The 26416-nt window shown below is 52.6% G+C and carries 30 protein-coding genes; 19 read left to right on the top strand and 11 right to left on the bottom strand.

All coding sequences use genetic code 11. The features are described 5' to 3' along the window. Window positions 1-28: 28 nt before the first annotated feature. Window positions 29-943 carry a tRNA glutamyl-Q(34) synthetase GluQRS gene (gene gluQRS / locus FYJ24_RS05480; RefSeq protein WP_206192520.1) on the bottom strand — a complete coding sequence of 305 codons (915 nt, stop codon included), beginning with the start codon at window positions 941-943 and terminating at the stop codon, window positions 29-31. 107 nt (window positions 944-1050) lie between these two features. Between gluQRS and FYJ24_RS05475 the strand changes: the two genes are divergently transcribed. From FYJ24_RS05475 to FYJ24_RS05435, 9 genes are all read left to right on the top strand, one after another. Further along, window positions 1051-2043, top strand: coding sequence for a methionine ABC transporter ATP-binding protein (locus FYJ24_RS05475; RefSeq protein WP_318656556.1), 993 nt, complete (start codon window positions 1051-1053; stop codon window positions 2041-2043). After that, entirely contained in the window at window positions 2040-2738 is a 699-nt protein-coding gene (locus tag FYJ24_RS05470; protein ID WP_154544342.1) for a methionine ABC transporter permease, read from the top strand. Before FYJ24_RS05475 ends, FYJ24_RS05470 begins: the two co-directional genes overlap by 4 nt. Window positions 2739-2813: 75 nt before the next feature. Beyond that, window positions 2814-3674: a MetQ/NlpA family ABC transporter substrate-binding protein gene (locus FYJ24_RS05465; protein ID WP_154544340.1), complete on the top strand. Its 861-nt coding sequence runs from the start codon at window positions 2814-2816 to the stop codon at window positions 3672-3674. Window positions 3675-3833: 159 nt separating this feature from the next. Next, a complete protein-coding gene (gene tadA / locus FYJ24_RS05460; protein WP_206192519.1) occupies window positions 3834-4550 on the top strand; it encodes a tRNA adenosine(34) deaminase TadA in 717 nt (238 codons plus the stop codon). 5 nt (window positions 4551-4555) lie between these two features. Beyond that, window positions 4556-5473, top strand: coding sequence for an AEC family transporter (locus FYJ24_RS13360; RefSeq protein WP_154544338.1), 918 nt, complete (start codon window positions 4556-4558; stop codon window positions 5471-5473). Window positions 5474-5558: 85 nt separating this feature from the next. Then, on the top strand, window positions 5559-5918 hold the full coding sequence (locus FYJ24_RS05450; protein ID WP_154544336.1) for a hypothetical protein: 360 nt from the start codon (window positions 5559-5561) through the stop codon (window positions 5916-5918). Between the two features lie 77 nt (window positions 5919-5995). Further along, on the top strand, window positions 5996-7126 hold the full coding sequence (locus tag FYJ24_RS05445) for a 6-phosphofructokinase (RefSeq protein ID WP_154544334.1): 1131 nt from the start codon (window positions 5996-5998) through the stop codon (window positions 7124-7126). Beyond that, window positions 7116-8060 (top strand): DMT family transporter, encoded by a 945-nt coding sequence (locus FYJ24_RS05440; RefSeq protein WP_154544333.1) that lies wholly within the window; start codon window positions 7116-7118, stop codon window positions 8058-8060. Before FYJ24_RS05445 ends, FYJ24_RS05440 begins: the two co-directional genes overlap by 11 nt. Continuing rightward, window positions 8053-9423 carry a UTP--glucose-1-phosphate uridylyltransferase gene (locus tag FYJ24_RS05435; RefSeq protein WP_154544331.1) on the top strand — a complete coding sequence of 457 codons (1371 nt, stop codon included), beginning with the start codon at window positions 8053-8055 and terminating at the stop codon, window positions 9421-9423. The genes FYJ24_RS05440 and FYJ24_RS05435 overlap by 8 nt, the downstream gene beginning before the upstream one ends. On the opposite strand, the gene FYJ24_RS05430 is transcribed toward FYJ24_RS05435, so the two are convergent. The 5 genes from FYJ24_RS05430 to FYJ24_RS05410 form a co-directional block, all read right to left on the bottom strand. Beyond that, the gene (locus FYJ24_RS05430) at window positions 9420-10493 is read right to left on the bottom strand and encodes a LacI family DNA-binding transcriptional regulator (RefSeq protein WP_154544329.1); all 1074 of its coding nucleotides are present in this window, start codon (window positions 10491-10493) and stop codon (window positions 9420-9422) included. The genes FYJ24_RS05435 and FYJ24_RS05430 overlap by 4 nt on opposite strands. A gap of 30 nt (window positions 10494-10523) precedes the next feature. Continuing rightward, the gene (locus FYJ24_RS05425; protein ID WP_154544327.1) at window positions 10524-11357 is read right to left on the bottom strand and encodes a carbohydrate ABC transporter permease; all 834 of its coding nucleotides are present in this window, start codon (window positions 11355-11357) and stop codon (window positions 10524-10526) included. Continuing rightward, the gene (locus FYJ24_RS05420; RefSeq protein ID WP_154544325.1) at window positions 11350-12195 is read right to left on the bottom strand and encodes a carbohydrate ABC transporter permease; all 846 of its coding nucleotides are present in this window, start codon (window positions 12193-12195) and stop codon (window positions 11350-11352) included. Before FYJ24_RS05420 ends, FYJ24_RS05425 begins: the two co-directional genes overlap by 8 nt. A 91-nt stretch (window positions 12196-12286) precedes the next feature. After that, window positions 12287-13660 (bottom strand): ABC transporter substrate-binding protein, encoded by a 1374-nt coding sequence (locus tag FYJ24_RS05415; protein WP_154544323.1) that lies wholly within the window; start codon window positions 13658-13660, stop codon window positions 12287-12289. 188 nt (window positions 13661-13848) lie between these two features. Continuing rightward, window positions 13849-14490 carry a YesL family protein gene (locus FYJ24_RS05410; RefSeq protein WP_206192518.1) on the bottom strand — a complete coding sequence of 214 codons (642 nt, stop codon included), beginning with the start codon at window positions 14488-14490 and terminating at the stop codon, window positions 13849-13851. Window positions 14491-14651: 161 nt separating this feature from the next. Between FYJ24_RS05410 and FYJ24_RS05405 the strand changes: the two genes are divergently transcribed. The 7 genes from FYJ24_RS05405 (at window position 14652) to FYJ24_RS05380 (ending at window position 20487) form a co-directional block, all read left to right on the top strand. Further along, window positions 14652-16376 carry a glycoside hydrolase family 13 protein gene (locus FYJ24_RS05405; RefSeq protein WP_154544319.1) on the top strand — a complete coding sequence of 575 codons (1725 nt, stop codon included), beginning with the start codon at window positions 14652-14654 and terminating at the stop codon, window positions 16374-16376. Between the two features lie 77 nt (window positions 16377-16453). Next, on the top strand, window positions 16454-17320 hold the full coding sequence (locus tag FYJ24_RS05400) for an ABC transporter ATP-binding protein (protein ID WP_154544317.1): 867 nt from the start codon (window positions 16454-16456) through the stop codon (window positions 17318-17320). Then, window positions 17317-18186: an ABC transporter permease gene (locus FYJ24_RS05395; protein ID WP_154544316.1), complete on the top strand. Its 870-nt coding sequence runs from the start codon at window positions 17317-17319 to the stop codon at window positions 18184-18186. Before FYJ24_RS05400 ends, FYJ24_RS05395 begins: the two co-directional genes overlap by 4 nt. Window positions 18187-18397: 211 nt before the next feature. Then, entirely contained in the window at window positions 18398-19348 is a 951-nt protein-coding gene (locus FYJ24_RS05390; protein ID WP_154544314.1) for a sensor histidine kinase, read from the top strand. Next, window positions 19345-19485: a response regulator transcription factor gene (locus tag FYJ24_RS12870; RefSeq protein WP_225872011.1), complete on the top strand. Its 141-nt coding sequence runs from the start codon at window positions 19345-19347 to the stop codon at window positions 19483-19485. Before FYJ24_RS05390 ends, FYJ24_RS12870 begins: the two co-directional genes overlap by 4 nt. Before the next feature lie 9 nt (window positions 19486-19494). Further along, window positions 19495-19974, top strand: coding sequence for a response regulator transcription factor (locus FYJ24_RS13355; RefSeq protein WP_318656551.1), 480 nt, complete (start codon window positions 19495-19497; stop codon window positions 19972-19974). Window positions 19975-20145: 171 nt separating this feature from the next. Next, window positions 20146-20487: a cupin domain-containing protein gene (locus FYJ24_RS05380; protein WP_154544312.1), complete on the top strand. Its 342-nt coding sequence runs from the start codon at window positions 20146-20148 to the stop codon at window positions 20485-20487. Here FYJ24_RS05380 and FYJ24_RS05375 read toward each other — a convergent pair. Then, window positions 20484-20654, bottom strand: a complete 171-nt coding sequence (locus FYJ24_RS05375) for an ABC transporter ATP-binding protein (protein WP_206192517.1) — start codon at window positions 20652-20654, stop codon at window positions 20484-20486. The two genes, FYJ24_RS05380 and FYJ24_RS05375, sit on opposite strands and share 4 nt — an antisense overlap. Before the next feature lie 71 nt (window positions 20655-20725). Beyond that, window positions 20726-24025, bottom strand: a complete 3300-nt coding sequence (locus tag FYJ24_RS05370; RefSeq protein WP_154544310.1) for a DEAD/DEAH box helicase — start codon at window positions 24023-24025, stop codon at window positions 20726-20728. A 192-nt stretch (window positions 24026-24217) separates the two neighbouring features. On the opposite strand from FYJ24_RS05370, the gene FYJ24_RS05365 reads away from it, so the two are divergent. Both FYJ24_RS05365 and FYJ24_RS05360 read left to right on the top strand, forming a co-directional pair. Continuing rightward, window positions 24218-24448, top strand: a complete 231-nt coding sequence (locus FYJ24_RS05365) for a FitA-like ribbon-helix-helix domain-containing protein (RefSeq protein WP_154544309.1) — start codon at window positions 24218-24220, stop codon at window positions 24446-24448. After that, on the top strand, window positions 24418-24840 hold the full coding sequence (locus tag FYJ24_RS05360; protein WP_318656555.1) for a type II toxin-antitoxin system VapC family toxin: 423 nt from the start codon (window positions 24418-24420) through the stop codon (window positions 24838-24840). The genes FYJ24_RS05365 and FYJ24_RS05360 overlap by 31 nt, the downstream gene beginning before the upstream one ends. Before the next feature lie 117 nt (window positions 24841-24957). Here FYJ24_RS05360 and FYJ24_RS05355 read toward each other — a convergent pair whose 3' ends face one another. The 3 genes from FYJ24_RS05355 to FYJ24_RS05345 all read right to left on the bottom strand — a co-directional run bounded on the left by FYJ24_RS05355 (window position 24958) and on the right by FYJ24_RS05345 (window position 26063). Further along, entirely contained in the window at window positions 24958-25119 is a 162-nt protein-coding gene (locus FYJ24_RS05355) for a hypothetical protein (protein WP_206192516.1), read from the bottom strand. A 74-nt stretch (window positions 25120-25193) separates the two neighbouring features. After that, window positions 25194-25700, bottom strand: coding sequence for an ATP-binding cassette domain-containing protein (locus FYJ24_RS05350; protein WP_206192515.1), 507 nt, complete (start codon window positions 25698-25700; stop codon window positions 25194-25196). 216 nt (window positions 25701-25916) lie between these two features. Further along, entirely contained in the window at window positions 25917-26063 is a 147-nt protein-coding gene (locus tag FYJ24_RS05345; RefSeq protein ID WP_154544306.1) for a hypothetical protein, read from the bottom strand. A gap of 97 nt (window positions 26064-26160) precedes the next feature. Here FYJ24_RS05345 and FYJ24_RS05340 point away from each other — a divergent pair, with 97 nt between their 5' ends. Beyond that, entirely contained in the window at window positions 26161-26328 is a 168-nt protein-coding gene (locus tag FYJ24_RS05340; RefSeq protein WP_154544305.1) for a hypothetical protein, read from the top strand. Window positions 26329-26416: the final 88 nt, after the last annotated feature.

The following is a 26416-nucleotide window of genomic DNA, read 5'->3' as shown; positions in this document are numbered from 1 at the left end:
CTTCGGGTGATCGGTAACTGAGTGGGACTTAAGCCCTATTCATATAGGGAATGCCGGTCTTTTCGAATATTATCCTCATAGGCTTTGCAGAAATCTTATTTAGATCAAATCGCCTTATAAAGTCCTTTGAAGTATCACAATCGGGCACATTAAGAGATGCTGATAACATTGTGAACACTGCCTTTGTAGATAATCCTAAATCTTCACAATCTTCCATTGTGACAGCCCCATCACGTTTCGCTAAGCGCTGTCCGCCAGGCCCCAGGACTAATGGGACATGCACATAGGTCATAGGATGATCGGAAATGAGACTTGTAAGATAAGCCTGTGCCGGAGAAGAGGACAAGAGGTCATTTCCTCTAACCACTTGGTCAACACCTAAATCTATGTCATCAACAACAGAGGCAAGATTATAGGCGGGCCATAGGTCGCCGCGGCGAAGCACAAAAGCATCGACAGGACCGGTGAAGCGCCCCACGAAGTCGTCATCAATGGACCATTGCGTCACACTGGGTTTGAGTCGCAGCGCGGGAGTCTTTCCGGATAGCATGGCTTCTCTACGTTCACCGTCAGTGAGACGAAGACAAGTCCCCGGATAATGAGTCGGCGGCATATGCGGAGCTCGTGTAGCCTCGCGAATATCCTTTCGGCTACAAAAACATGGGAAAACCAGACCGCGTTGCTGTAGGTCAGATAAGACTTCTTCGTAGAGTTCTCGTCTCTTCGCCTGATAATAGACTGGGCCATCCCAGTCAATGCCTAATCTCTCAAGTTCCCGTATTTGCTGATCTGCTGCACCATCGCGTCCCGGATCAATGTCGTCTATGCGAAGAAAGAAGGACCGCCCAGTTTGACGTGCCAATGCCCAGGCAATAAGCGCGGTGCGCAGGTTCCCCAGATGCAGTGGCCCCGAAGGAGAAGGGGCATAGCGACCAGCATTCATAGGTGGATTCTCCCAATATCTACATAACACTGTCCACCATGCGCGCATTGCAACACGCATGAAGGCTCCCGCGTATGCTTAGCTCTGATCTTGGAGGTATGAGTTTCGTGATCGAGCTGATCGACGTGAGTAAGGTGTACCAGATAGCTGGTGGCACCGATGTCGTCGCACTCGATGATGTCTCTCTCACCATTAAAAAGGGCGCTATTCACGGAATCGTTGGCCAATCCGGAGCAGGAAAATCCACACTCATCCGATGCCTAACTGCACTTGAACGGCCGACATCAGGGTCAATCATTGTCAACGGCCAAGACATGACTGCTTTGAGAGGGACGGCTCTTCGCCAAGCACGTCGGAATATCGGCATGGTGTTCCAACAGCCAAATCTTCTCGACAACCGCACTGCTGGAGCAAACGTCGCCTATCCCCTCCACATCGCCAAAGCCGATAAGAACAAGATTTCTCGGCGAGTCGATGAACTGCTTGACCTCGTTGGCTTAGCCGGACGCGGGAACTCTTACCCTTCTCAACTCTCTGGCGGTCAACAGCAACGCGTAGGAATCGCGCGTGGCATGGCAACAAACCCCCCGGTTCTCCTGTGCGATGAACCTACCTCAGCTCTCGATGCGGGATCGACTGCACAAATCCTCGATCTTCTCCGTGAGCTTCGAGACACTGCCGGTGTCACCGTTATTATCATCACCCACGAAATGGGAGTTGTCACCGAAGTCTGTGACTCAGTGACACTTCTGCAACGCGGCCAAGTAGTTCAAAACGGGACATTGGATGAGGTATTGGCTGACACTGATTCCCCTCTTTCAGAATCTCTCATACCACCTCCCAGCGTTGATGATGCCGATGTGCGCCCGGGCACGGTCTTGGTAGATGTGGCTTTCACCTCACAACCTGGCGTCCCTACCGGAGCAACCGTCCTCAATTTGATTGCTTCACTTGGTGCCGACGTGACGGCAGGACGTTTCGAGTCAGTTGGCAGCCTGCAGGTGGGGCGACTCGCAGTCAGCGTGCCGCAGTACCATGTCGAATCAGTTGTGGCAGAGCTTCAACGCAACGATGTGAGTGCGCGGAGGCGGTCGGCATGATTGATGTGATCCTTGCAGGACCTAACGACCCCATGTGGTTGGAGAACCCAGTCCTGTCAAAAATGCTTTGGCCGGCGCTCTGGCAGACTCTGGCTATGGTCGCCTGCACTGGTATTGCCACAGTGATTCTTGGCACTCCATTAGGCTTGCTGCTTGCATCCAGTTCTAACGGAGGTCTACGCCCCCGTCCGGTACTAAACCAAGTAGTCGGAACCATAGTGAACGTCGTTCGCTCATTTCCTTTCATCATTCTGATGATCTCAATTTTGCCTTTCACTCGTTTCATTGTGGGAACGACTCTCGGTTGGTATGCGGCGGTCGTACCCCTTACTATCGGAGCTGTGCCATTCTTTGCTCGCCTTGTTGAATCAAACGTCGCTGGGGTAAGTGCGGGCAAAATTGAGGCGGCTCAAATGATGGGTGCGTCCATTTCTCGTATCCAATGGGGTGTTCAGATACGCGAGGCCCTACCCCAGTTGGTACAGTCAATCACCTTGTTGACCGTCACGTTGGTCGGCTATTCCGCAATGGTTGGAGTTGTCGGAGGCGGTGGCTTAGGCCAATTGACCATGAACTATGGCTACAGCGGGCACCAGTGGGATGTCTTGGTCGTCACAGTTATTCTCTTCTTGGTTATCGTACAAATCGTACAAATGTGTGGCGACATGATTAGCCGGTTGGTAGACCACCGCTAAGGCGCTGCCAGCCGGAGACCTCACCATAAAGTCTTGGCGTTCATCATTTTTTCTAAGTTAGAAAGTGGAAAATTCATGCGCAAATCAACTATTTTTTCAATCGCTGCAATCGCGGCCTTGGGACTTGCCGGGTGCTCAGGTAGCGCAGACAAGGCAGAATCCTCCGACACACAATCCGCAGAACAGTCCTCATCAACCGGCTCTGCGGGAGGCGACCTCACCGTCCTCAAGGTCGGTGCCTCGCCCAGCCCACACGGCCAGATCCTCCGCTTTGTTGATGAGAATCTTGCTGAAGAAGCAGGGCTGAAGATCGAAGTAGTCGAGTATGCCGACTACGTTCAGCCAAATGAGGCCCTTCGTAGTGGCGATCTTGACGCCAACTTTTTCCAAACCGTCCCCTATCTCGAATCCGAGTCTGAGGCACGCGGTTTTGACTTTGTTGCAGGTGAAGGTGTGCACCTCGAACCGCTTGGCATCTACTCCGACAAAATCGAAGACATTAAAGATCTGAAGGATGGCGCCAAAGTCGGAATTATCAACGATCCTTCCAACCAGGCTCGCGCGCTCAAACTGCTGGCGGATCAGGGCTTGGTGGAACTCCCGGAAAGTGGCGAGGCTTCAGTGGCTACGGTCACTCCGTTGCGCGGAATTGAACTGGTGCAGGTTGAAGGACCGACCTTAGTTCGCGCGCTCCCTGACGTCGACATTGCTGTGATCAACGGTAACTTTGCTCAAGAAGGCGGCCTCAGCGCTTCTGAAGATGCCCTGGTTGTTGAATCACCTGAGAACAATCCGGCGGTCAACGTCCTCGTATGGTCGGCTGACACTGACAAGGCAGATGCCATCAAGAAGCTTGAAGATCTGCTCCACTCAGACGATGTGAAGACTTTCATCGAGACCACATGGACTGATGGATCTGTGATCCCTGCTTTCTAAAGCTCTAAAAGCAAGCGCGGCTAGTTGTATAGCTCGATTGGCAGTATTTCTGTACTCCTTTCGGCTAACACATCTAGCCGCGTTTTTTGACCTCCCATTTGTGTGTGGGGCTAGTTCACCTGTGCCCCGCGAAGGCTCCACTGAGCTAGAATCAAGAGCATGAGGTCCGAAGCAGATTACGAGGCGGCGATGTCCCATGCGTTGCTTCTGGCCCATCGCTGCACAAAAACACGTGACGTTCCCGTCGGGGCGGTCGTACTCAATGCCAAAGGGCAAATTGTTGGAAAAGGGTGGAATCGCCGCGTCGCTGCCGATGATCCCACCGCACACGCTGAGCTTGAGGCTCTTCGCGAGGCGGGACGCAACTTAGGGACCTGGAATCTAACGGGCTGTACTCTGGTAGTCACTCTTGAACCGTGCACAATGTGTGCTGGAGCGGCTGTCAATGCTCGGGTCAGTCGTATCATCTTCGGAGCATGGGATGCCAAAGCTGGCGCATGCGGTTCCATCCGGGACGTGGTTCGTGATGCCCGGCTTAATCACCAGATAGAAGTCCATGGCGGTCTCATGGAAAACGAAGCCAGCGTCCAGCTGAAGGCTTTTTTTGCAGAGCGCAGAAGAGTCCACGAATACCCAGAATCAGACTTTTGGGCAAAACGGAAACCACGGACAGTCTCACCAGCTTCCCCAACTGAGAGTATTTCCCGCCAACCAACACACGACGAAAAGAAGCCAGCGGCCTCAGTTCCCACACCTACTTTAGAGAAGTCTGACACCAAGCCAACCCCTGTTCCCGCGCCACCTACCCGCAAACGAGCTGATCGTCACACAGGACGCATTGTTGTTCCTCCCCTTGATGACTCTGCGCTTCGGTAGGTCTTGTGAGCGGAGCTCTCTTAGGAGTTGCAGTCATTGCAACTTTGATCATCCTTGGGTGGGCAATGCAACGCACGCGTGCCTTTCCTATCGGTACTTCGGAAGCTTTAACTGCTTTTGCATATTGGGCTGCCACCCCTGCACTATTGTTTTCAGTCCTATCTCAACAAGATTTGCGCTCCGTTATCGGAGCTCCCTTTCTGGTGGCGGCAGCTTCGGGATTCGGCAGTGCGATGGTTTTTACCCTTGTGGCCATGTTGTTCCGTACTGACCGAGCTAACCTGACACTCGGGGCAATGGGAGCCTCTCTCAACAACATTGCGTATATTGGTATCCCCGTTGCCACTTATGTTCTGGGTTCAGCGCATCATATTGTTCCAGTCCTCGCCTTTCAGTTGGGCTTTTTCACACCGATGTATTTTGTTCTCGCCGAGTTGGCTGGCAAAAAGGGCGGGGCATCTGTTGGAAGCATCGTCCGAACAGTCATCACCAACCCTTTAGTCATCGCCGCCTTGGTAGGTGTTCTGTGGAACCTCACTCCCCTTGCGGTTCCCCTCTACGTATCAGAAGTGACCAGTTTTCTTGGCTCTGCTGCACCCCCAACAGTTCTTGTGGCTTTTGGCGCATCTTTAGTTGGACAGTCAATACATTTGGGAAAGAAAATCTGGTTCTTAGTGAGCTGGTCAACTGCATGCAAACTCATCGTTCAGCCTCTCATTGCCTGGGGCGTCGGACTAGCTCTTGGGCTCAGTGACATCGAGCTTGCAGCTGCCGTCATTATGGGTACCCTCCCAGCAGCTCAAAACGTATTCATCGCCGCAATGAGAGCTGGAGCAGGGAAAGAAGTGGCACAAGGCAGTGTTCTTATGTCCTCGGCACTGTCTCTTCCCGTTATTGTCGGTGTGGCTACGTTGCTCTTGTAGTAAAGCTAATAGGCTAGATAATAAGAGAATCAGGCACGTATAAGGCGCATGCAATACCTGCATACTGGCGATCAAGGAGTTCAGCATGACACACTCACCCGCATCCAGCTCAGCGCGATGGAACAATGTTGCTGACTGGAGCTACCTGGGACTTGGCGTATTGATGCTGGTATGTGGGATATTTCTTGACAACACGGACACCTGGGCATCACCCATCGCAGGTGTGGTCATGGTTCTGGTCGCATTGTGGGACCTTGCCGCACCATCCATCGCAGCAACGTGGGCAGAGGGCATTGTTGCCTTTGTAGTCTTTTTACTCCCGTGGTTTAGCGTATGGCTTCCTGGAGATTACAACGGGCTAGGAAGTTGGTTAACATGGGCTGGTGGAGTCTTAGGAATGATCTGTGCGGCCTGGTCGTGGGCATCCCACACCGACCCCCGCTGAACCATAGTCGCACCGTATTCGACGTCCAGGCACAATAGGTAGCATAGAGACGGTCGCGAGATTTAGAGGGGGCCAACATGACGGTGGCAAAAACGCGAGTTGGAATACTCACTGCCGGTGGTGATTCCCCAGGACTCAATGCAGCGATTCGGGGTTTTGGCAAAGCAGCAATCTCCTATCACGGGATGGAACTCATAGGTTTCCGCGATGGTATTACCGGGCTAGCGCACGATCGCACTATTGTTTTGGATTCCCGAGCCCTTTCTGGAATCCTCACAGCTGGTGGAACCATTTTGGGAACCTCACGCGATAAGCCCCACAAGATGGTGATAGACGGACAAGCCCAAGACATGGTGCCAACCATTGTCGAGAATTACGAGAAGAATCATCTCTCAGCTTTAGTGTGCATTGGAGGAGGCGGAACAGCTAAGAATGCCTACCGCCTGGCACAAGCTGGCCTCAATGTTCTCCATCTTCCCAAGACGATCGACAACGATATCGCTCACACTGACACGAGTTTCGGTTTCTCTACCGCTCTCGGCATTGCTACTGATGCTATCGACCGATTGCACTCAACCGCACATAGCCATCACCGGGTGATTGTCGTCGAAATCATGGGGCACAAAGCAGGATGGTTGGCTCTTGGATCTGGAATTGCTGGAGGAGCCGACGTCATCCTCATCCCAGAAATCCCCTACTCCGTAGAAGCTGTGGCTGAATCGATTCTGGCCCGCGCCGCTGGAGGACACAGTTTTTCGGTTGTTGCCATTGCCGAAGGTGCCCGGAACATCCAAGATTCGGCTGACTTGGAAGCCGCGGAATTACTGGTTAAAAGTGCGCGAGGCCCAGAAGCTAAAGCCGCTGCCAAGACCCACCGGAAGAATGTTGAATCAGGACATAGAGGAAATGCCTATCGCCTCGCGGACAAATTAGAAGAACTCACAGGGCTTGAAAGTCGGGTCACAGTCTTAGGGTATGTTCAACGAGGTGGAACCCCTGATGCTGCTGACCGCATGTTGGGGACACTGTTAGGAAGCGCGGGTGCAGACCTCGTCGAACAGGGAGTATCTGGTGTTACCGTGGCTTCACATGGACAATCTGCCGTCCCAGTACCGTTAGAAGAAGTGGCGGGAAATCTCAAGACGGTCCCTCTGGACCACCCCTGGTTATTGGCAGCGCGCCAAGTCGGGACCGGCCTTGGCGACTAAGAACAACAGCAGCATTTTCCTCATCGCCATAGTCGTCGCTGTTACGTCAGGGGCAATCGTCTCGCTGCAAGGATTCGTCGATGGCAGTCTCACTGATGCCTCCGGGTCACCTCTTGTTGGCACCCTCGTATCGTATGTTGGAACAATCATTGCATTACCCCTCTGGGCACTACTCACTGGCAAGTTCCCTTCGTTGTGGCGTCTACTTAGAGAGGAAAGCCAATGGTGGTGGTACTGCATCGGTTTCCTCGGCGTCCCCCTAGTCCTCGCAACGTCCTGGGGTGTCGTTCTGGCAGGAGTTGCCGTCGCCTCAGTTGCTTCAGTTGCAGGTCAAACGATAACCGGACTGATTTTAGATTCGCGTGGGCTTGGTATTCCTCGGCCAATTCCACTCACCCCCCTGCGAATCTTGGCGGCTGTCATCTCCCTGGCAGGGTTGAGCTTGGCACTCATCGGTAGTAACGGAATAGCCCCTTGGTTACTGCTTGGAGTTGGCGTAGCCATATTCCTGGGCGGTTCTGGACTAGCTGGTCTCCAAGCTGGCATGGGTTTTGTCACCGGTCGCAGCAATAATGCCTTAGCTGCGGGGCTTGCCAGTGCCCTAGGGGGCACCGTTCTGGTCCTGATCATCACAGTGGTGAGTTGGCTGTCAGGCAGTCTCGATTCGATCACCCTTCCCGCAGATCCTTTGCTTTATCTGGGTGGACCCTTGGGAGCCATCGTGGTCACGGCAGCTGCTTGGTGTGTGCGGCCCCTAGGGACCTTCCGTCTCTCACTGAGCGTGGTGTGCGGACAGATGGCCGCGGCTATGGTGCTCGATGCAATCTCCGGAATGCCACTTCCATGGACGACAATAGCGGCCTGCGTAGGGGTGGCTATCGGACTTCTTATTGCAGTATCCAAACCACAACAGAAAAGGAAAACGCATGTCTAATGCAGGACTGCAAGCTGCCATCGAAAAAATGGAAGCCAAAGGAGTCGCGCCCGCAGCGATCCGCGTTTTTTCTCGCTTTTACCAACAACTTGAGGAGGGAGAGAGCGGTATCATTCGCGAGGATAGTATTCGTCCCTACCTTGATCCCCCACTCCTTGACGACATTGAAGTCGACCCTGCTGCGGCTAGTAGTGCCCTCGACAAGACCGTCATCATCAAGCTCAATGGCGGCCTAGGAACCTCCATGGGGTTGGACCGCGCCAAGACACTTCTCGAAGTGCGCGACGGACTCACCTTCCTTGACCTTATTGTCCGACAAGTACTCGCAGCACGGGGTGAACACCACGCGCGCCTGCCCTTGTTATTCATGAACTCATTTCGCACCGAAGCCGATACTCTCCACTACCTGCAGAAGTATCCTGAGCTTGAAGTGCCGGGTATTCCCCTGAGCTTTATGCAAAATCAGGAGCCCAAGCTGCGTGCGGATGATCTGACTCCTGTGGAGTGGGAAGCCGATCCTTCACTGGAATGGTGTCCACCTGGGCACGGTGATCTCTACACGGCCCTTTTGTCATCAGGGATACTGGACCTTCTTCTAGAGCAAGGTTTTGCCTACGCTTGTGTTTCCAATGGCGATAATTTGGGCGCAGCCCCTAACGCGCAAATTGCAGGATGGTTCGCTGCCTCGGGCGCCCCTTACGCAGCCGAATTGTGCCGCCGCACTATCAACGACAAGAAGGGCGGCCACCTCGCCATCCGTAAGAGTGACAACCAGCTGGTGTTGCGTGATACCGCTCAGACTGCACCAGAAGAGATGGATTTCTTCACCGATGAATTCCGTCATCCTTTCTTTCACACCAACAATCTATGGTTCGATCTGAGGAAACTGAAGGCGACTCTTGATGAGCGCGAGGGGGTCTTAGGACTGCCACTCATTCGCAACGACAAGACCGTTGATCCCACAGACTCATCGTCAACTCCGGTGATCCAAATTGAGTCAGCAATGGGTGCAGCTATCGAGGTGTTCCCAGGAGCAACTGCAATTTGCGTGGGGCGCGATCGCTTCTTGCCTGTTAAAACTACCAACGAACTGCTTCTCTTACGCTCTGACGTGTATGATCTCTCCCCCGAAGGCAGACTAGAAACAACGACAGATAAGACACCAGAAATTGACCTGACTTCGTCTTATTACAAAACGGTCCAAGCATTTGACCAGCGCATTCCTTCTGCTCCCTCACTTCGCAAAGCTGAGTCATTGAGAGTGCAGGGCGACTGGGTATTTGAACCCGGTGTTGTTGTCGAGGGGTCGCTGGTTCTTGGCCCTGAAGGTGGAGTTGTCACCAAAAGAAAAACACTACTTTAGGACTTCCTGGGGGCACCAACAGATTCCCCTTGAAAGAGGGTGCCATTGATCCACACTTGTTCGGTAGTGCGGTGCTCATGTTGGAGTGCTGCCACAAGCACTCTCACAGTAGATTGCGCAATTTTATCTAGTGGCTGTGCAATGGTGGTGATTGAGGGGACCGTGTAACTTGCTATATCTAGTCCATCAAACCCAGTAACCGACACGTCCTGGGGCACTCGTACACCAGCTTCATGCAGTGCCCTCAGGACACCCGTGGCTACGGCATCACAGGAACAGACAATTCCGGTCGTGTCACCCAATCCCTCACCTAGCCATGCCCTCACAGACTCATACCCACATGCCATGGAGTACATATCTGGAGGATTCATAGCCGGTATCATGAGTGCTTCACCAGCTAAAAGCCCTGCTGTTTCCATAGCATCCCGGTAACCGCGATAACGCAACGCCCATGCATGCCCCGATTCGCGCCCGATCTCGTCCCCAACACAGGCATAGGCAATGTGTGTGTGTCCGCGTTCAATCAGCAGGCGTGTCACCTCACTAGCGCCAGCGTAGTCATCAACAGATACTGACGATTGAGAAAACGGTGACCCAGAGAAATCGGCAGTCGTGCAAAATACGATGGGCACACCCACCCTCGCAAGTTGGCTAGAAAGAAGCGGCGCGTCCTTAGATCCTGAGTTGCCATAGCGTCCTAGAAAAATAACGGCAACGTATTTTCGCTCGGACACAATGCGTTCAACTGTCGCGGCATCGGCTTTATCATCGGGAACATGGGAAAGGTACGAGTCATATCCCGCGTCGCTGAGTTTTTGCTCTAGCTCAGCAAGCAGTTTGATTAACAGCTCACTGGTTTCACCTTGGATAATGACGGCAATCGTCTTAGTGTTCTCGATCTTTAGGTTACGTGCACTCTCATTGGGTACATATCCCATACGTTTTGCCGCCTCAAGAACACGGGCCCGCGTTTCCGGATTCACGTCCGAGCGGTCATTCATTGCCCTCGAAACGGTGCTTGCCGCGACACCGCACGCCTCGGCCAGCTCTTTAATTGTCACCCGAGCCATGCTGGTTCACTCCCCTCCCTGGGATTTACCTCACCCCTTCACCGCACCAGCGATGACTCCTTGAATGATATGACGTTGACTGGTGATGTAAAAGATGACCACTGGAATCATCGCCAACACCAATACTCCCATCATGGCGCCAATATCAACAGCTCCATACCCTCCTTTGAGATATTGGACAGCCACGGGAATAGTCTTATATTTCTTTAGATCTAGGGTCAGATAAGGCAACAGATAGTCATTCCACAGCCACATAATCTCCAGAATTGCCACGGTCATCACCGCAGGCTTGAGGACCGGTAGTACCACTTGAAAGAAAGTACGAACCGTGCCGCAGCCATCGATAGTGGCTGCTTCTTCTAGTTCAAGCGGGATCGACTTGACGAATCCGGTAAAGATGAAAACTGCAAGACCTGCCCCAAATCCTAAATACACTAGCCACAGGCCAATGGGGTTACCCAATCCTAGATAGTCGGTAAACCATGAGAGGGTAAACATCACCATCTGAAATGGAACTACCAGATTGAGGAGGAATGCAAAGTAGAGAACTTTCGCATAAACGTTGTTGGCCCTGACGATCCACCACGCAGCCATAGAAGTACATAGAAGAATCCAAAATGCTGATCCAATAGTAATTACCAGCGACCAGCCAAATGCCGCCAGGAAGTTAGTCTTGGCAATGCCGTCGATGTAGTTCTGAATACCCACAAAGCTCTCTGATGTGGGCAGCGAGAAGGGGGTATCGGAAATATAGACTTTGCCCTTGAAGGAGTTGATGACGACCAACACGATGGGAAATAAATACGCGATGGCTATCAACGTGAATAATACAGTCCAGAGAGCAGGACGCTTTGTATCAGTCATTGCTGGACTCCTTCGAGCGCACGAACCAGTTTTGGGCCAGGGCAATGGCAGCCACCAAAATAGTGAAGACGACTGCTTTAGCTTGTCCCACACCTTCAAAGCCGGGTCTGCCGTAGAAGGTATTAAAGATATTGAGCGCTAAGAGCTCTGATTGACGCGACGGTGCGCCGTTAGTCAACGCCAGGTTCTGATCGAACATTTTGAATCCATTAGTAAGTGTAAGGAAAGTACACACAGTCACGGAGGGCATCACCAATGGAATGATAACTTTGTTAAGAATCTGGCGGTTATTGGCTCCATCGACTTTAGCCGCCTCGATTACGTCGGTGGGAATTGATTGCAGGCCAGCAATGTAAATGACCATCATGTAACCGATTTGCTGCCAGCACACGACGATGACCAAGCCCCAAAAACCGTAGGTTCCTGAGAAGGTGATTGAGCGCGCCCAATGGCTAAGAATGCCGTTGAGTAGCAGTAGCCAGATATAGCCCAGAACGATGCCACCAATAAGATTGGGCATAAAGAATACCGAGCGGAATATATTGCGGCCTTTAATTGCTTTGACCAGCATATAGGCAATGGCAAAAGCCAGGATATTGATGATGACTGTGGTTACTACCGCGTAGAGAGCGGTGTACCAAAGTGAGTGTGTAAAGGTTGAGTCGCCCCAGATTCGGACAAAGTTTTTCAGTCCCACCCATTCACTGCGTGTAACCGTAGTGAATTCGGTGAATGAAAGATAGATACCTAAAACAAACGGCACTACAAAGCCGATCATAAAGGCAAATACTGTAGGCCCGGTAAAAAGCCACCCCCATCGTTTGAGGGATCTGTTCATGGTGTGTCCTCTGTAATACTTCCCTGGGATCTGTGCTGGAAGACCCCAGGGAAGAGTTTCTTTTAGCTACTAATATGCCGCTGTCAGAGTTTTAGCCGTTATTAGTGAGTTCGTACTCTGAAGCCCACCCATCAACGAAAGCTCCCTTGACGCCATCCCACTGGCCAGTGCCCTGCGCATATTCAAGCAATGCCTGACCCACACCGTTCTTCCACTCTTCGGAAGGCATCAGAGTGAAGTTCCACGTCACAGGAGTCTTGCCCTTTTCTGCGTACTCATCATCTGCTAGAACCAAAGGATTCGTGGTCTTGAAGTCTTCGAAAGTTACAAAAGGAGTCACAAAACCCATTGTTTCAGAGAGCGTCTTGCGCCCCTCGTCCGAAGTAATAACCCATTCAAGGAAGTCAAGGGTTGCCTTTTGATCTGCTTCTGACGCTTCTGAGTTGACCACCCAGTAGTTTTCTGAGCCGGTGGCAAGTCCTTGATTTTCTTCACCAGGAGCCCCAATAAAGATGGGCAGCATGCCAAGGTTTTCATCATTGAGGACATCGCCAACCACATCGTTGTAAGCCCACGTGCCGTTTTGCAGGAATACAGCCTTGCCTAAAGCGAATTCAGACGTGGCATCTTCCATGGTCTTGCTGGAAAGCAACGTGGGGTCAGTGGTGGAGTTGTTGATGTAGAGATCAAAGATGTTCTTGTAACCATCAAGGTAGGTTCCCTTAATAGTGGCTGGCTGGTCGACTACTCCCTCGTCCTTGAACTCATAGTAGAGAGGAATATTGGCCAGGTGGGTTTTGAAGCGCCAGTCTGAAGAAGAATCAAAACCGGCTGAGGTGAATGCTCCCTCTACGCCGAGTGCTTCCTTGTTAGCCTGAATTCCTTCTGCAACAGCTTTCAGATCATCGAAGCTGTCGATCTCGTCAACGGACTTCACAGCCGCATCGGGCAGCTCGAAGTACTTATTGAGAAGATCCTTGTTATAGATAATTCCGTATGTTTCCATCACATAGGGAATCGCAGATATCTGTCCCGATTCACTGTCTTTGAGGGCTACATCCTTATCCTTGAGGTTCTCATAAATCGCGGAACCTTCTAGGTCAGCAGCATATGCGCCCCATGTCGCCAATCCCACCGGACCGTTGACCTGGAACAACGTGGGCGGATTAGATTTAGCCATTTCGGACTTCAGAGTTGTCTCATAAGTTCCTGACGCGGCCGTCTCTACAGTTACAGGAACCCCGGTCTCTGCGGTGTAATCTTCAGCCAGCTTTACCCAGTCGTCAGCCTGTTCTGGTTTGAAGTTGAGGTAGTACACCGCACCTTCGCCAGCCTTAGCATCAGCCGCTCCAGATTCTGCGCCACTCTCATTGCTACTCGATGATCCGCATGCGCTCAGCGCCAGGGCCATCGTCACTGCTACGGCCCCCGCAGCAATAGACCTGCGGTGAATGATCTTTTTCATTATCCTTCGTCTCCTCCATTGGAAAGTCGCGGCTATATGGCCAACGGTGGTCTCAGCTCCTCCACGGATAGTGAGTATCCGAAAAATCTTCCGGAACCGATTCCATTGCTTTCGTTTGTTGAGTTTACGTCACTACTCTCTCGTCGGCAAGCGAATAAGGTAACGACTTTATTACAGGAGTCTGATACTCAGCGTGGCGATGGCTCCGAATTGTGGTCTGATTCCTGCATCAACCAAGGGGCAAGCGATCGTATAAATAGCGGGATACTGCCGTAGGCCGGAAGCGCCACACCTAAGAGAACCAGGGGCGGCAAAGCCTGGGGAAGTTGCCATGTCACCAAGGCAATAAGTACCCCCATTCCGACATAAAGCAGCATGATTCCCAACGAGTACGGAAGGCGCGCAACCGACATCAAGACAGCATTTTTCACGGTGTTCCCTACCGAGTTCTCAAAGCGTGCCTGCACCATCCACAAGTAAGGAAACACCGTTAAATAGCAAATCGACAAAAGTGCTTTGAGCACAACAAGCTCGGAGGCATCAACATAAATCCATACCCATGCGAGTACCGCAAGTGGAACTGCCGCAATGAACCATAGAACTGTACTGGGCACACAATTGTCTTTGAAAGAACGCCAATACATCCGCACCACCGACCCACCTTGCTCATCGTATAGGCGCCAGCAACAGTCATTGAGCGCGGTGAAGGCGGCTCCCACTGTAATGAGTGGGAGAGAAAATGCAATGGTCAAAAGGTTGATGATCACTAGATCCGCGCAACGAGCAACAGCTTGCCAAAAGGGTGACTCTGGATCGAATAGGCGTTTCATTTCTTTGCCTCCACCGTTAACTGTCCATCCAAACAGCAGCATGCCACACGAAAACTCTCATGTCCTACGAGCAACACACGCATATTCTCAGAACCGTTTCCGCTCTGGAAGTTTTTCGCGTATCATCCAAAAGCAGATTCCTAGAGAAAGGCGACGATGGCATGACAGGCACTCTCACCACCGACGCAGCACCGCAGACTATCGCCCACAGCCCTGCTGACTGGTGGAAAAAAGCCGTCTTTTACCAGGTATACCCAAGATCTTTTGCTGACTCCAACAATGATGGAATTGGAGATTTGCCCGGTTTACTTTCCAAACTGGACTACCTCAAAGACTTGGGCATCGACGCCCTATGGATTTCACCGTTCTATCCTTCTCCACAATGGGATCAAGGCTACGATGTCGCCGACTATTTTTCGATCGACCCTAGCTACGGGTCTTTAGAGGACTTTGACGTAGTCCTGTCGGAAGCCCACCAGCGCGGGATGCGCGTTATCATCGACGTCGTTCCTAATCACAGCTCTTCTGAGCACGAATGGTTTCAAGCGGCCCTTGCTGCGTCACCCGGATCGCCAGAACGCGACCGCTACATATTCCGCCATAGCAGTGATGGAGCGCCAAATAACTGGGGATCCATTTTTGGTGGCCCCGCCTGGAGCCAAGTAGAGCCTCTCACTGGAAGAGAAGAAGACCACGGCTGGTGGTATCTACACATGTTTGATTCCCACCAGCCTGACTTCAACTGGGAGAATCAAGACGTTTGGGACCTATTTGATCGTTACCTACACTTCTGGCTTGAACGAGGAGTGGATGGGTTCCGGGTGGATGTTGCACAGGGCCTAGTCAAAGCTGAGGGATTACCCGATGACGAAATCGGTCCCGAACGCTACGCGTACGTAGACCCCTCCGGCAATGGTCGAACCCAACGAGCCCCCGACCGCGGTCCTTATTTTGACCAGGACGGCGTACATGAGATCTATCGTCACTGGCGCACTATCCTCGACCAGTACGGACCGGATCGGATCATGGTTGCTGAAGCAACAATCGATGACCCTGTGCGCAAAGCTCGATATGCGCGTGCAGACGAAATGAATCAAGCGTTCAATTTCGATATTCTTTCGTGCGGTTGGAATAGCGAAGAATTGCGCCACACCCTACACGCCACTATCGAGGCAAACCGTGAGGTAGGCGCGGTGAACACCTGGGTTCTTTCCAATCATGATCAAGTTCGCCACGCCACTCGTTTTGGCTATCCCTATGGCGCCTATCTCGACTCTGGTTTAGGCCCTATCGACCCCAGACCCGATGAGGAAATTGGTCTAGAACGCGCGTTGGCATTCACGACTTTCCTCCTCGGATTACCTGGCGCCATGTATTTGTACAACGGGGAAGAACTTGGTCTGCCCGAGGTCCTCGATATACCTGCCAACGAACGCCAAGACCCTACATGGAAACGTACCAATGGACGTGCATGGGGACGCGATGGATGCCGCGTGCCACTCCCATGGTCCTCACACCAGCCAAACAGCGGTTTTGGCACTGGCAAGCCATGGCTGCCTATGCCGAAAGGGTGGGAGCAGTACGCCGCCGATCTGCAAGAAATCAACCCCGCTTCATGTCTAAACAAGTACCGACAGGTGATCTCTCTACGCCGCCAGCTGGACTTGGGAGCGGGAGACTTCCACATGGTTCCTGCCGATGAAGACCTCGTGGTCGTACGTAACGGGGATATTACTGTGGCTATCAACCTAGGAATGGTTGCCCGCCCCGTTGAAGGAGTGCAAAAAGCTTTGGTCACTTCCTCACTAGGCACGGAAACGCTTCCAGTTAAGGACCAGGCCGTTTTCCTACCGCCGAATACTGCGGCATGGTTGCAGGCCGAGTAGCCGTCGGTCAGATGACTGCCTCCTCCTAAGCCTATCGGACAATACGCTCTGGCCAGTCCCTTTGACATTATGAATATATGCAAAACACGATTATTGATGTTGAAGGGCTGGTAAAGCGCTACGGCGATTTTCCAGCGGTAGATGACGTAAGTTTCAGTATGGAGCGCGGGCAGTGCTTGGCGATCCTTGGGCCAAATGGCGCTGGAAAAACAACAACGGTTGAAATCCTGGAGGGTTTCCGTTCTCCCGCTGCTGGAGCTGTCACGGTACTTGGCGTGACCCCGCGTACGGCTGGGCGACAATGGCATAACCGCGTGGGCATCGTTCTGCAATCAGTATTCAATGCTTCTACCCTCAAGGTGCGCGAAGAATTACAGCTTGCTGCTACCTCGTACTCGAATCCTCGCCCCGTGGACGAAGTGCTAGAACTGGTCGGGTTAAGCGAAAAGGCCACCAGTCGAGTTGGAAAACTTTCTGGGGGACAACGACGCCGACTAGACGTGGCTCTAGGGATTATTGGACGTCCCGAACTACTTTTCCTCGATGAACCGACCACAGGATTTGATCCAACTGCCAGGCACTCGTTTTGGGAGATGATCGAGGGTCTTCGCCTGGAAGACACATCGGTTCTACTCACTACCCACTACTTGGATGAGGCAGCGCGCCTAGCTGATCGAGTTCTTGTCATGGCTAAGGGAAAGATCGTTGCTGAAGGTACTCCCGAGAGCCTAGGTGGACCTCGCGCACATTTACCCCGAGTGCGATGGACTGACGATAAAGGGCGCACATGCGAAAAAGTTTCCGCTGATCCAACGGCTGAGGTAATCGCACTCAGCCGTGAAATGGGCGGAGTCATTCGTGATCTTGAAGTTATTCGCCCCACGCTTGAGGACGTCTATCTACAGCTGGTAGGCGAAAAAACGCCGGAAGGACACGCCGCATGACTGCTACGATTGACCGAGCACCCACACAGATTAACGCCCCTACCCTTCCCTCATCATTCATAGTTGCGCTACGACGCATTCCTTTTGAACTGCTCTCTTTTGTCCGCGAAACACCTTCCTTAGTTTTCAACTTCGGCTATCCAGCACTGATGTATATGGTGTTTGTTGCCACCGGCATTATTGATCTATCTACCGGCATTATGGCAATACCTGGCGCAACTGATTTTGGATTTGAAACCTATTTTCTACCAGGCATGATCGCCACCGGAATTTTGGTGGCCACTACCCAAGAACTGGGAATACGTGTAGTTGAGGAGCGTGAGTCTTCTGCACTAAAACGACTGAAGACCACTCCTACAACCGCAGCCGCCTACGTAGGAGGCAAACTAGGTCAAGTCTCCATCATGGTCCTGGGTCAAAACATCGTGCTCTTAGCCATTGCAAACCTTGGATACGATGCACTCTTGCCCCAGGGAGCAAAAGCGTGGGCGATGTACATTGGAATGCTATTTTTGGGTACTCTGTGCGGATCGGCACTCGGCTTTGCCTTGGCTGTACTACTTCCCTCAACGCGTTCCGCCAATGGAACGATCGTCCCCGTCCTACTCATCCTGCAGTTCTTCTCTGGAGTGTTCTTTCCTTTCAATCAGCTCCCTGAGTGGATGCAAACAGTTGCGGGATTCTTCCCATTGCGCTGGCTGGCTTCTGGCTTGCGAGCGGCCTTCTACCCCGAATTCATGACAGCTATGGAACCGGGCGAGTCATTCCAGACAGTCACCGGGTTGGTAGTCTTGGCCGCATGGACCTCAGCATCTATCGTTGTCGCCTTGCGCTTCTTCCGGTGGATGCCTCATGACGAAAAGTAAGAGCACCTAGTTTAGCTCCGCGCGCATCTGGTCTGGACTACTTGTTGGAATCGGAGCTGTCGTCATTGGTCTCACTCTCTCGGATGAGAGCGTTCAGGCTCCTCCTGCTATTGCGGCTACTGTCATCCTTCTCGTAGCCTGGTTTGCTCGGCAGGGTGGGCTACCCGGCACTTTCAGTGATGGTATCCGCGGCCAAGTATTCCTCGTCATCATGGTGGCAATAGTAGGCATTGCCACTTATTTCAGTGACTGGATGCAGATGTTTCTTTTTGTCTGTTACCCACTCACCTGGATTCTCTCCCGTTCACAATGGCAAGGACTCGCCTGGACGTGGCTACTGACGGTCTCTGTGGGGCTCGGTCTCTACTCTGCTTCAGGTAAAAATTTCAGTGAGGTACTGGGCTACTCGGTCGTAGTAGGAGCCTTCTCCTCAGCGATGGGTCTGTGGATCAGCGCAATCTTCCATTGGGGTCAAGAACGCGAAGAAATGCGCCACGCCATTGAAGCTTCCCGCGACAGGGAGCTAGAGGCCGCACGGACTCTGGCAATCCGTGAGCAACACGAGCACATGGCCCGCGAAGTCCATGACACTCTTGCCCAGGGCTTCGTTTCTGTCATTGCGCTTTCTCAAGCTGCTCAGCCACTAACCGAGAGCGTATTGACCGACAGTACTACCGAAAAGATACGCGACCGCCTCGACCAGATAGAAGAGGTTGCCAGGGAAAATCTGGAAGAAGCCAGAGCGCTTATACAGGCGTGGAAACCGCCAAGCCTTGCCGAAGGCGACCTCAAAGCAGCTGTGGAGCGCCTAGTCACCTCCGCGACGAAGCGCAGCGATATTACCTTTAACCTGACAATAAGGGGGGATGAAGCGCTTAGCACTGAGGATGAAGTTACGGTGTTGCGGATCCTTCAAGAACTCACCAGTAATGTGACGCGCCACTCCCAAGCAAACACGGTCACGATCGAAGTTTGCATTGCCACCGGTAGCTGCATTATGACGGTCGAAGACGATGGTATTGGCATTGCAGGCAACCCGGAGGGCACAGGTCTGCAGGGAGTCCGTCAGAGAGCCCGCATATCTGGAGGACATACCACGATTGAATCACCTGATAATGGAGGCACCCGCGTACGGGTAGTACTACCAAGAGAGGCGCCATGACTATTCGAGTTCTCATTGTCGATGACCACCCCGTGGTGCGCTCTGGAATTGCTGGAATGATTGAGACCGACCCCGAGATTTCCGTATGCTCCGAAGCGGGCGACGGAAAGCAGGCTCTTGCAAGTCTAGCCTCTTAAAAGGTAGATGTGATCCTCACTGACCTGCGTATGCCGAATATGGATGGCGTGCAACTGATTCGTGAGGTGCTCGCCCTAGGCCGGGATACTCGGGTCGTGGTTCTCACTACCTACGACTCGGATGCTGATATTCTCCATGCTGTCGAGGCTGGCGCCTCCGGGTATTTACTGAAGGATGCTCCCCGCGAGCAGATCATCGAATCCATCAAAGCTGTAGCTTCGGGAGAGACCGCTTTGTCGCCTCGGGTAGCGGCACGCCTTGTAGCCCATATAAACACACCCTCTGCTGCGTCTCTTACTGGGAGGGAAAGGGAGATTCTGACCCTTGTTGCGCAGGGGTATACGAATCAGAAGATTGCCCGCATTCTGGCCATCAGTATTTCCACAGTAAAGACGCACCTGGAACGCAGTTATGAAAAACTTGGAGTCTCTGACCGAGCTTCTGCCGTCAGTCAGGCTCTTGCCCGAGGGCTCATTTCTTCCTCGTGACAGGCCGAGTGCATCCCGCCGCCCCGTCAGGTGCGTGTTATGTGTCTGTTATGGCTGGGGTCCGGTCGCAAAAATCCAGCACCTGAGGAGTAGGGACACAACTCAGATAGCCACCAGGAACATTTCGCGGCAGACTGGAAACAGCCACATCACCGAAAGCAGGAGAATACGATGACGAATCTGGCCGAGGTGACTGCTCGGAATCTCGACAACGCTCTCACCGCAAACAACGGGCGCAGCGCTGAGCTAGTAGCCCACGACGGGGTTCTGCGCCAAAGTATCATCGCCTTACGCGCGGGAACTCGCCTCCAAGAACACAACTCGCCCCCCGCCGCCACTCTCCAGGTACTGAGTGGAAGTGTGCGTGTAGAAATAGGTGACAAAGAACAAGGCCACTTCAAAGAAAACGAACTGTGGGTGCTTACCCATGAACGCCATAGTGTTATTGCCGTTGAGGATTGCGTTTTTCTACTCACCACGGTCACGTCGACCGGGGAGGAATCCCACGGCTAGCCCAGGTTGTAGCTGGTAGCCGCATCCACCAGCTGTTTAGTATACGGATGATGAGGATTGTGAAGGATTTCTTCAGTTGCTCCCGCCTCAACAATATGCCCAGCCTGCATGACAACGACGTTCTGACAGATGCTCCGCACAACCCGCAAATCGTGAGAAATAAACACAGGCGCGTGTCTACTTCTATTCAATCCCGTTACGGACTCTATCGGCCCAAACCAATAAGCGTTAAATAGTTCTAAAAGTCGAATAGCAGTTGTATGTCTTCTGCACTGAGTCTCGCCCCTGATGTGGCCTGAGCACCGGACTGCTCATCAAGAAGTGCGTGCGCCAATTTGCGTTTTTTCTCTTGGAGGGACAACATTTTTTCTTCAATGGTGTCTTTTGCAACTAGACGATACACGTGAACTGGCCTGGTCTGTCCGATGCGGTGTGTGCGAGCAATGGCTTGACTTTCAACGGCCGGGTTCCACCACGGATCAGTAAGAATCGCATAGTCGGCTTCAGTGAGGTTGATTCCAACACCGCCCGCTTTCAAACTCATGAGGAATACTGGAGCGCTGCCCTCGCGAAAGCCTTGCAGTACACGCCCCCTATCGGTAGTACTCCCGTCAAGATACGAATAGGCTATTCCTCGATCGTCTAATTCTTTGGCAATCCGGCGCAAATACCGTGTAAATTGACTGAAAACTATCACTCGGTGTCCGTCAACCAGTACCTCATTGAGTACTTTCAGCAGCTCTTGAGTTTTCGAAGATTCCACGCGGGATTTTTCTTCGACAAGGGCTGGATCAATAGATAATTGGCGCAGGCGAGTAAGGGATGCCAGAATCTCGATCTGGTTGTGTTCGGTATCTTCTAACAGTCCAAGCACGCGTTGACGTTCTCTGTGCAAATGTTGGTCGTAGAGTCTTCGATGTCCACTTTCAAGAATGACTGGCCATATTTGTTCTTGTTTTTCAGGAAGGTCCAACGCGACTTTCTCTTTAGTGCGTCGCAATAAGAAGGGTGCGATGCGGCGGCGCAAAAGTGCCATCATTTGTTCGCCTTCTAGGCCGCCGTTGTCGATAGGTTTTCGGTAGGTTTGTGCGAATTGTTTGGGGCTTCCCATCATGCCGGGCGCCACCAACGTGAGCATCGACCACAGCTCAGTGAGGTTGTTCTCTACTGGAGTTCCGGTAATTGCATAGGTCACGGGGGCACCCGTCTTCACTAGTGCTTTGAATACTCTCGCACGATAGTTCTTCGCGTTTTGTGCCTCGTCGACAATAAGGCCAGCCCAGTCAAGTTCGGCATATTCTTCTTCGTCGAGCCTCAACAGGGCAAAAGACGTTATAAGAATGTCCTGTCCTTCAGCTATTGTGCTGAGACTTTGTGTCCGGCGCGCAGCCGTCCCCTTTATCACTTCCACTTTTAGAGTTGGGGTGAACCGGTGTGCCTCATCTGCCCAGTTTTCCACTACCGATGTGGGTGCAACCACCAGCCACGGGCGTTCCGTAGACCCAGTTTCGCGCTGATCAGCGATCATTGCCAGCGTTTGAACCGTTTTACCAAGTCCCATGTCGTCAGCCAAAATACCGCCAAGACCTTGGCGGCGAAGATTTGCCATCCAACGGAAACCCTCAACTTGATATGATCGCAAATTGGCACGCAGACCCGAAGGAATTGGTGCCTCTACAGGTGGAGTTTTGATAGCTTTCTTCAGTGAGTCAAACCACTGTGACGAGGCAGTTTGCACGATGTCCAAATCGAGCATTTCCTCCCACCATGACAGCTGTTGGGGGCGGACTTTCAGCCTACCGGCTTTTCCATCGCCAAGACTTTGTGCCTCGTGAAGTAGCCGCCGTAAGTGGTCGAACTCAGGATTGTCCAAGGGGAGATAACTTCCGTCGGGCAAGAATAGAGCGTCATCATCGCGTACCAGCGCAGCGATGAGGTGAGCCAGAGGAACTTCATGTCCGCCAATAAGTACTTCGACTTCCAAATCCAGCCAGTCGTTGCTGTGGGAGTCTTCGTTGACAGACAATTGCACGTGAACTGAGTCGGCGCGACGATATTGAGGGAGGTTAGTGGTCATAACTTGCACACCGAGCTTTTGCAACGCGGGCACACATTGGTCAACAAAATTTGCAGCGGCTAGCCCACTGATAGAAGTTGATTCTTCGATTGTGCCCGGGGCATCGCGGACTAGACGCGGATATGCAGCCACTTCCCGCGCCACTTGCGCCAGGATTTCTGACTCTGTTCGCTCGTCACGACCATACTCACCAAACCCTGGATAGAGAGAGGCGGCAGGAAGGTCGTCTCCATCTTCATCTCGGTATTGCCACTGCCACAGCAAGCGAATCTGTGGGATGTCCGTTTCTGTTGTCTCAGTGTCGAGGTGAAGCACCAACGTGGGGTGCTGAGGCGTTGGCGGCATAAAACTGTCATCGGATGATGTCCACCCTGCACGGGCCAGCGAAGGAAAAACCGAGCGCGTAAATTCTTTACTAGCAGTGGCGGGAACTTCTACTTTTCCACCTTCACGCAGCAGCCTCGACCACGCATTCGATGGCGGATTCTTCACCTGGGCTAGGTGAAGGTCCTGCTGTTCCAGCCATATCACCGAATGGGGTATCTCCCCCAATATGTAAAGATGCGCACCTTTCGAAGCGTGCGGATGTGACACCTCGGCAGAAATAACTAGATCTCCTTGCGGCAGGCTTACCACATCAATGGTGGTGTGTGCCGGTTGAGTTTCGACCACTACCGGAGAATTATAGGGGGCGAAGAGGAATGGTACGTGCCTTGCGGATAAGTCCCCCATGATCTCCCACCAGGCACCCCCCTCAAGCGATCCCACACTGACCGGAACGCTCCCCGATGGTGAGTAGTACGAGGTGCGGTCAGCCAAATCGCATAGGCGCTGGAAAACTTCTAGTGTTCCCAGGTCAAAACCTGAAGCTGATCGCCCGCGAATAGCACTCCAAGTGATTGCGTTCCTCACCCACTGCTTTGTCTTTCCTCTTGTCACTGATCGAATGTCGAGCCGGGCACCTTCATGTTTACTTCGTTTGCGCAATGCCCCTGAGCCCCCAAACCGGGTAGGACTTGTCTGCGCGATCGATGGCGTCGTAACCTCAAACTGCAACGCCAGCGGCATTACTTGCTGCCGAGGAGTCTGCAACCAGGAGGGGAAAACTCGACTGAGTTGCTGTTTCCATTCAGGTTCTCTCACCGGGGTACTTGCAGGTGCAACCTCTATGTCTTCGTCGATAATGTGAAAGCCAACAAGGGCTAGCGCCACGCAATGTTTGCAGTTGTGTGCAACCGGACAGCTGCATGCCCCGTCAATGGAAGCAAGCGCCCCATGTCGCGTGAACTCGCAAAGAACGTCGACAACGTAAGTTTTTCCTCCCGAGCCTCGACAGGTACCATACACCGTGCCCTTGACTGGATCGACGTCTTTGACTCTGACCCGCCGTCCACGCGCGTATGCTACGCCGAGCGTCCATGTATTTGGTGTTGCTAATCCAGGAATACTCGTTTGCTGCACGTCCCAACTTTAGGGCACTGGTATCACCTGGAGGAAATGCTTGCCACGCACTTGCCTATCCCCTCGAATAAAACAGTGTCCCGGCGATAAATATGTCACTGCTACGGGTTTTATGACACCGCGATAGGTTGGGGTTGAGAAAGAGTCCCCTAGCACCTGCGCATGTGATATTGATGATGTCATCATATTCACATGACAATGATTCAGGTGAGGAATGTTCCAGACGGACTCCACCGCGCTCTAAAAGTACGGGCTGCCAAAGAGGGGATGACCCTTTCCGATTTTGCTCTCAAAGAGCTTCGTCGCGCAGTTGCTACCCCCAGTCCGAGTGAGATGAGCGAGCGCCTGCAAGCACGAACCCCCCGTCCCTACAACGGTGAAACGGCAGCTGAATCTACTCGAGCCGAACGAGACTTGCGCTGATAGTCCTTGAAACGTCGGCGGCCATTGAGCTTCTGCTCAATCTGCCGCTCTCAATGGAAGTACAAAAGCATATTGAAAGGCATCAGTGGCATATTGTTGCCCCTCAACTACTTACCATTGAGGTACTGCAGGTCCTGCGGCGAAGAGTTCACAGAGAATTGACCTGCCTTACGGATGCTGAAGAAGCAATTGCATTGCTGGGAGACCTCGGTATTCACTACTACGACCATCAATTGTTGGCCACAAGAGTTTGGACAATGCGCGATAGTCTGACTGCTTATGACGCCTGCTACGCAGCACTAGCGGAGGCAACGAGTGCAGATCTACTTACCTGCGACAGGAGAATGGCCAATGCACATGGCATTCAAGCTCGTATCATTCTGGTGGAGTAACCATTTCTCACACCAGAGCCTCAGCAGAAATCATGCATCAATATTGTGGGGGCATTACAGATTGCCATATTAATGCCAAAAGATGCTGGCTCTCAACACTGCGTCTATCTAGCAACACTAGTGTGGATTCGCTGCATAGAGTAGCTGACGCCAGTATGAGCGCAGAACCGTTTTCAAAGTCTCGGTATTGAGATCACCGTGTGCGGTAACAGTATCAAGAGTCAGTCCACCTACCATCGCAGCTAGCTGAAGTGCATCAACTGCAGCTTCACCGCGCAACCCTCTCAGTTTAGAGACAGGGTATTGTGATAGCCGACGCACCATCCGATCGCCAGCCTCCTGGGCGACAGCACTCAGCAGTTCGCGGTATCCATTGAAGTTTCGAAGCGCTGTTCTGCCGATTGCGCCAGTTCATATCTGGCAAGAACGCGCGAGGCATCTTCCCGAGGTAAAACTGAACCGTGTTCGTCCCTTCGGTGCAAATTTTCCAATAAAGTCCGGCCTACCAGGTCTGGACGAGAACGCTTTTGAGCGAACCATCCGGGCCGAACACGCGCACCCAGCTTTGCCACACCTGTATGCCCCACCGGGTCAATATTCACCTCGCCCACTGGTTCTTGACCTGATTCGGGATCGGTTCCTCCGCCAGCAAGTAGCCGCAAAAAGTGTGATTTTCCTGATCCATTGGATCCCAGGACTGCTACACGATCCCCATGCCATGCTTCGAAATCAAAGGGCCGCATCAGTCCCGTCAGTTCAAGGGAATCACAGTTAAGAACTTTTTCCCAGTACGACCACCCCGCAAGCGTATATCGATATGTTGCCGGAGGGGTTGTTTTAAGGAGGGCCCTCGTGCTCAAAACGTCCCAACCGCGTTTGAGTGGCCCAATATCGGGAAGCCATGTCCGAGTTATAGGTAGCCTTTTGCTTATACGCCTGCATCTGTGGGCGCAGTTTCGCATGTTCCTCATCCCACCCACGACGCAGTTCTTCAAAGCGTTCAAACCTGTGTGCACGCGACTGGTAATAGGTTGAAAAACTCCCCGGATGGGTCCAGGCGGTGTTTCCCGCTGCACCTAGTTCGAAAGTGACGATTGACGTGGCGGTGCGGTCAAGTAGTTGGCGATTTCGTTCTCTAGTTCTTCTTCCTCCATAAGAAAAGAGTGTTTGCCCCCAGCAACCTTGACTGCTTCACTCAGCACGCGGTCAATGGGTCTAGGCATCCGCATTGGGATGTGCCACAATAACCGGCGTCTTCATCTAGGTTATACACTGGTGTTGGTACTGCAATTCGTAGAGGATGGCCTCAGGTTCAGGCGAATGCGTCGGATCCACGCAACAAAAGAGGGAGAAGAACTTGAGGCTCGACTCTCCGGTGAGCAAATGATGTTACTTGAAAAAGTGTTGAGTAACTTTGACTCCAAAGCCGAGATTCAGTGGCGGCACATACTAGAACACCTCGCTCAAACAGGCGACGCACAAGAATAAGCGAACCACGGTGCCGCGGATCACACCCATAAAGCCTATGTACGCTTGTACACACACATAGGATTATCTACACTAGACGTGTCATTGA

Source organism: Scrofimicrobium canadense (assembly GCF_009696615.1).
GTDB lineage: Bacteria > Actinomycetota > Actinomycetes > Actinomycetales > Actinomycetaceae > Scrofimicrobium > Scrofimicrobium canadense.
The sequence above is the reverse complement of the archived record's forward strand: the minus strand, read 5'-3'. Positions and strand labels throughout refer to the sequence as shown.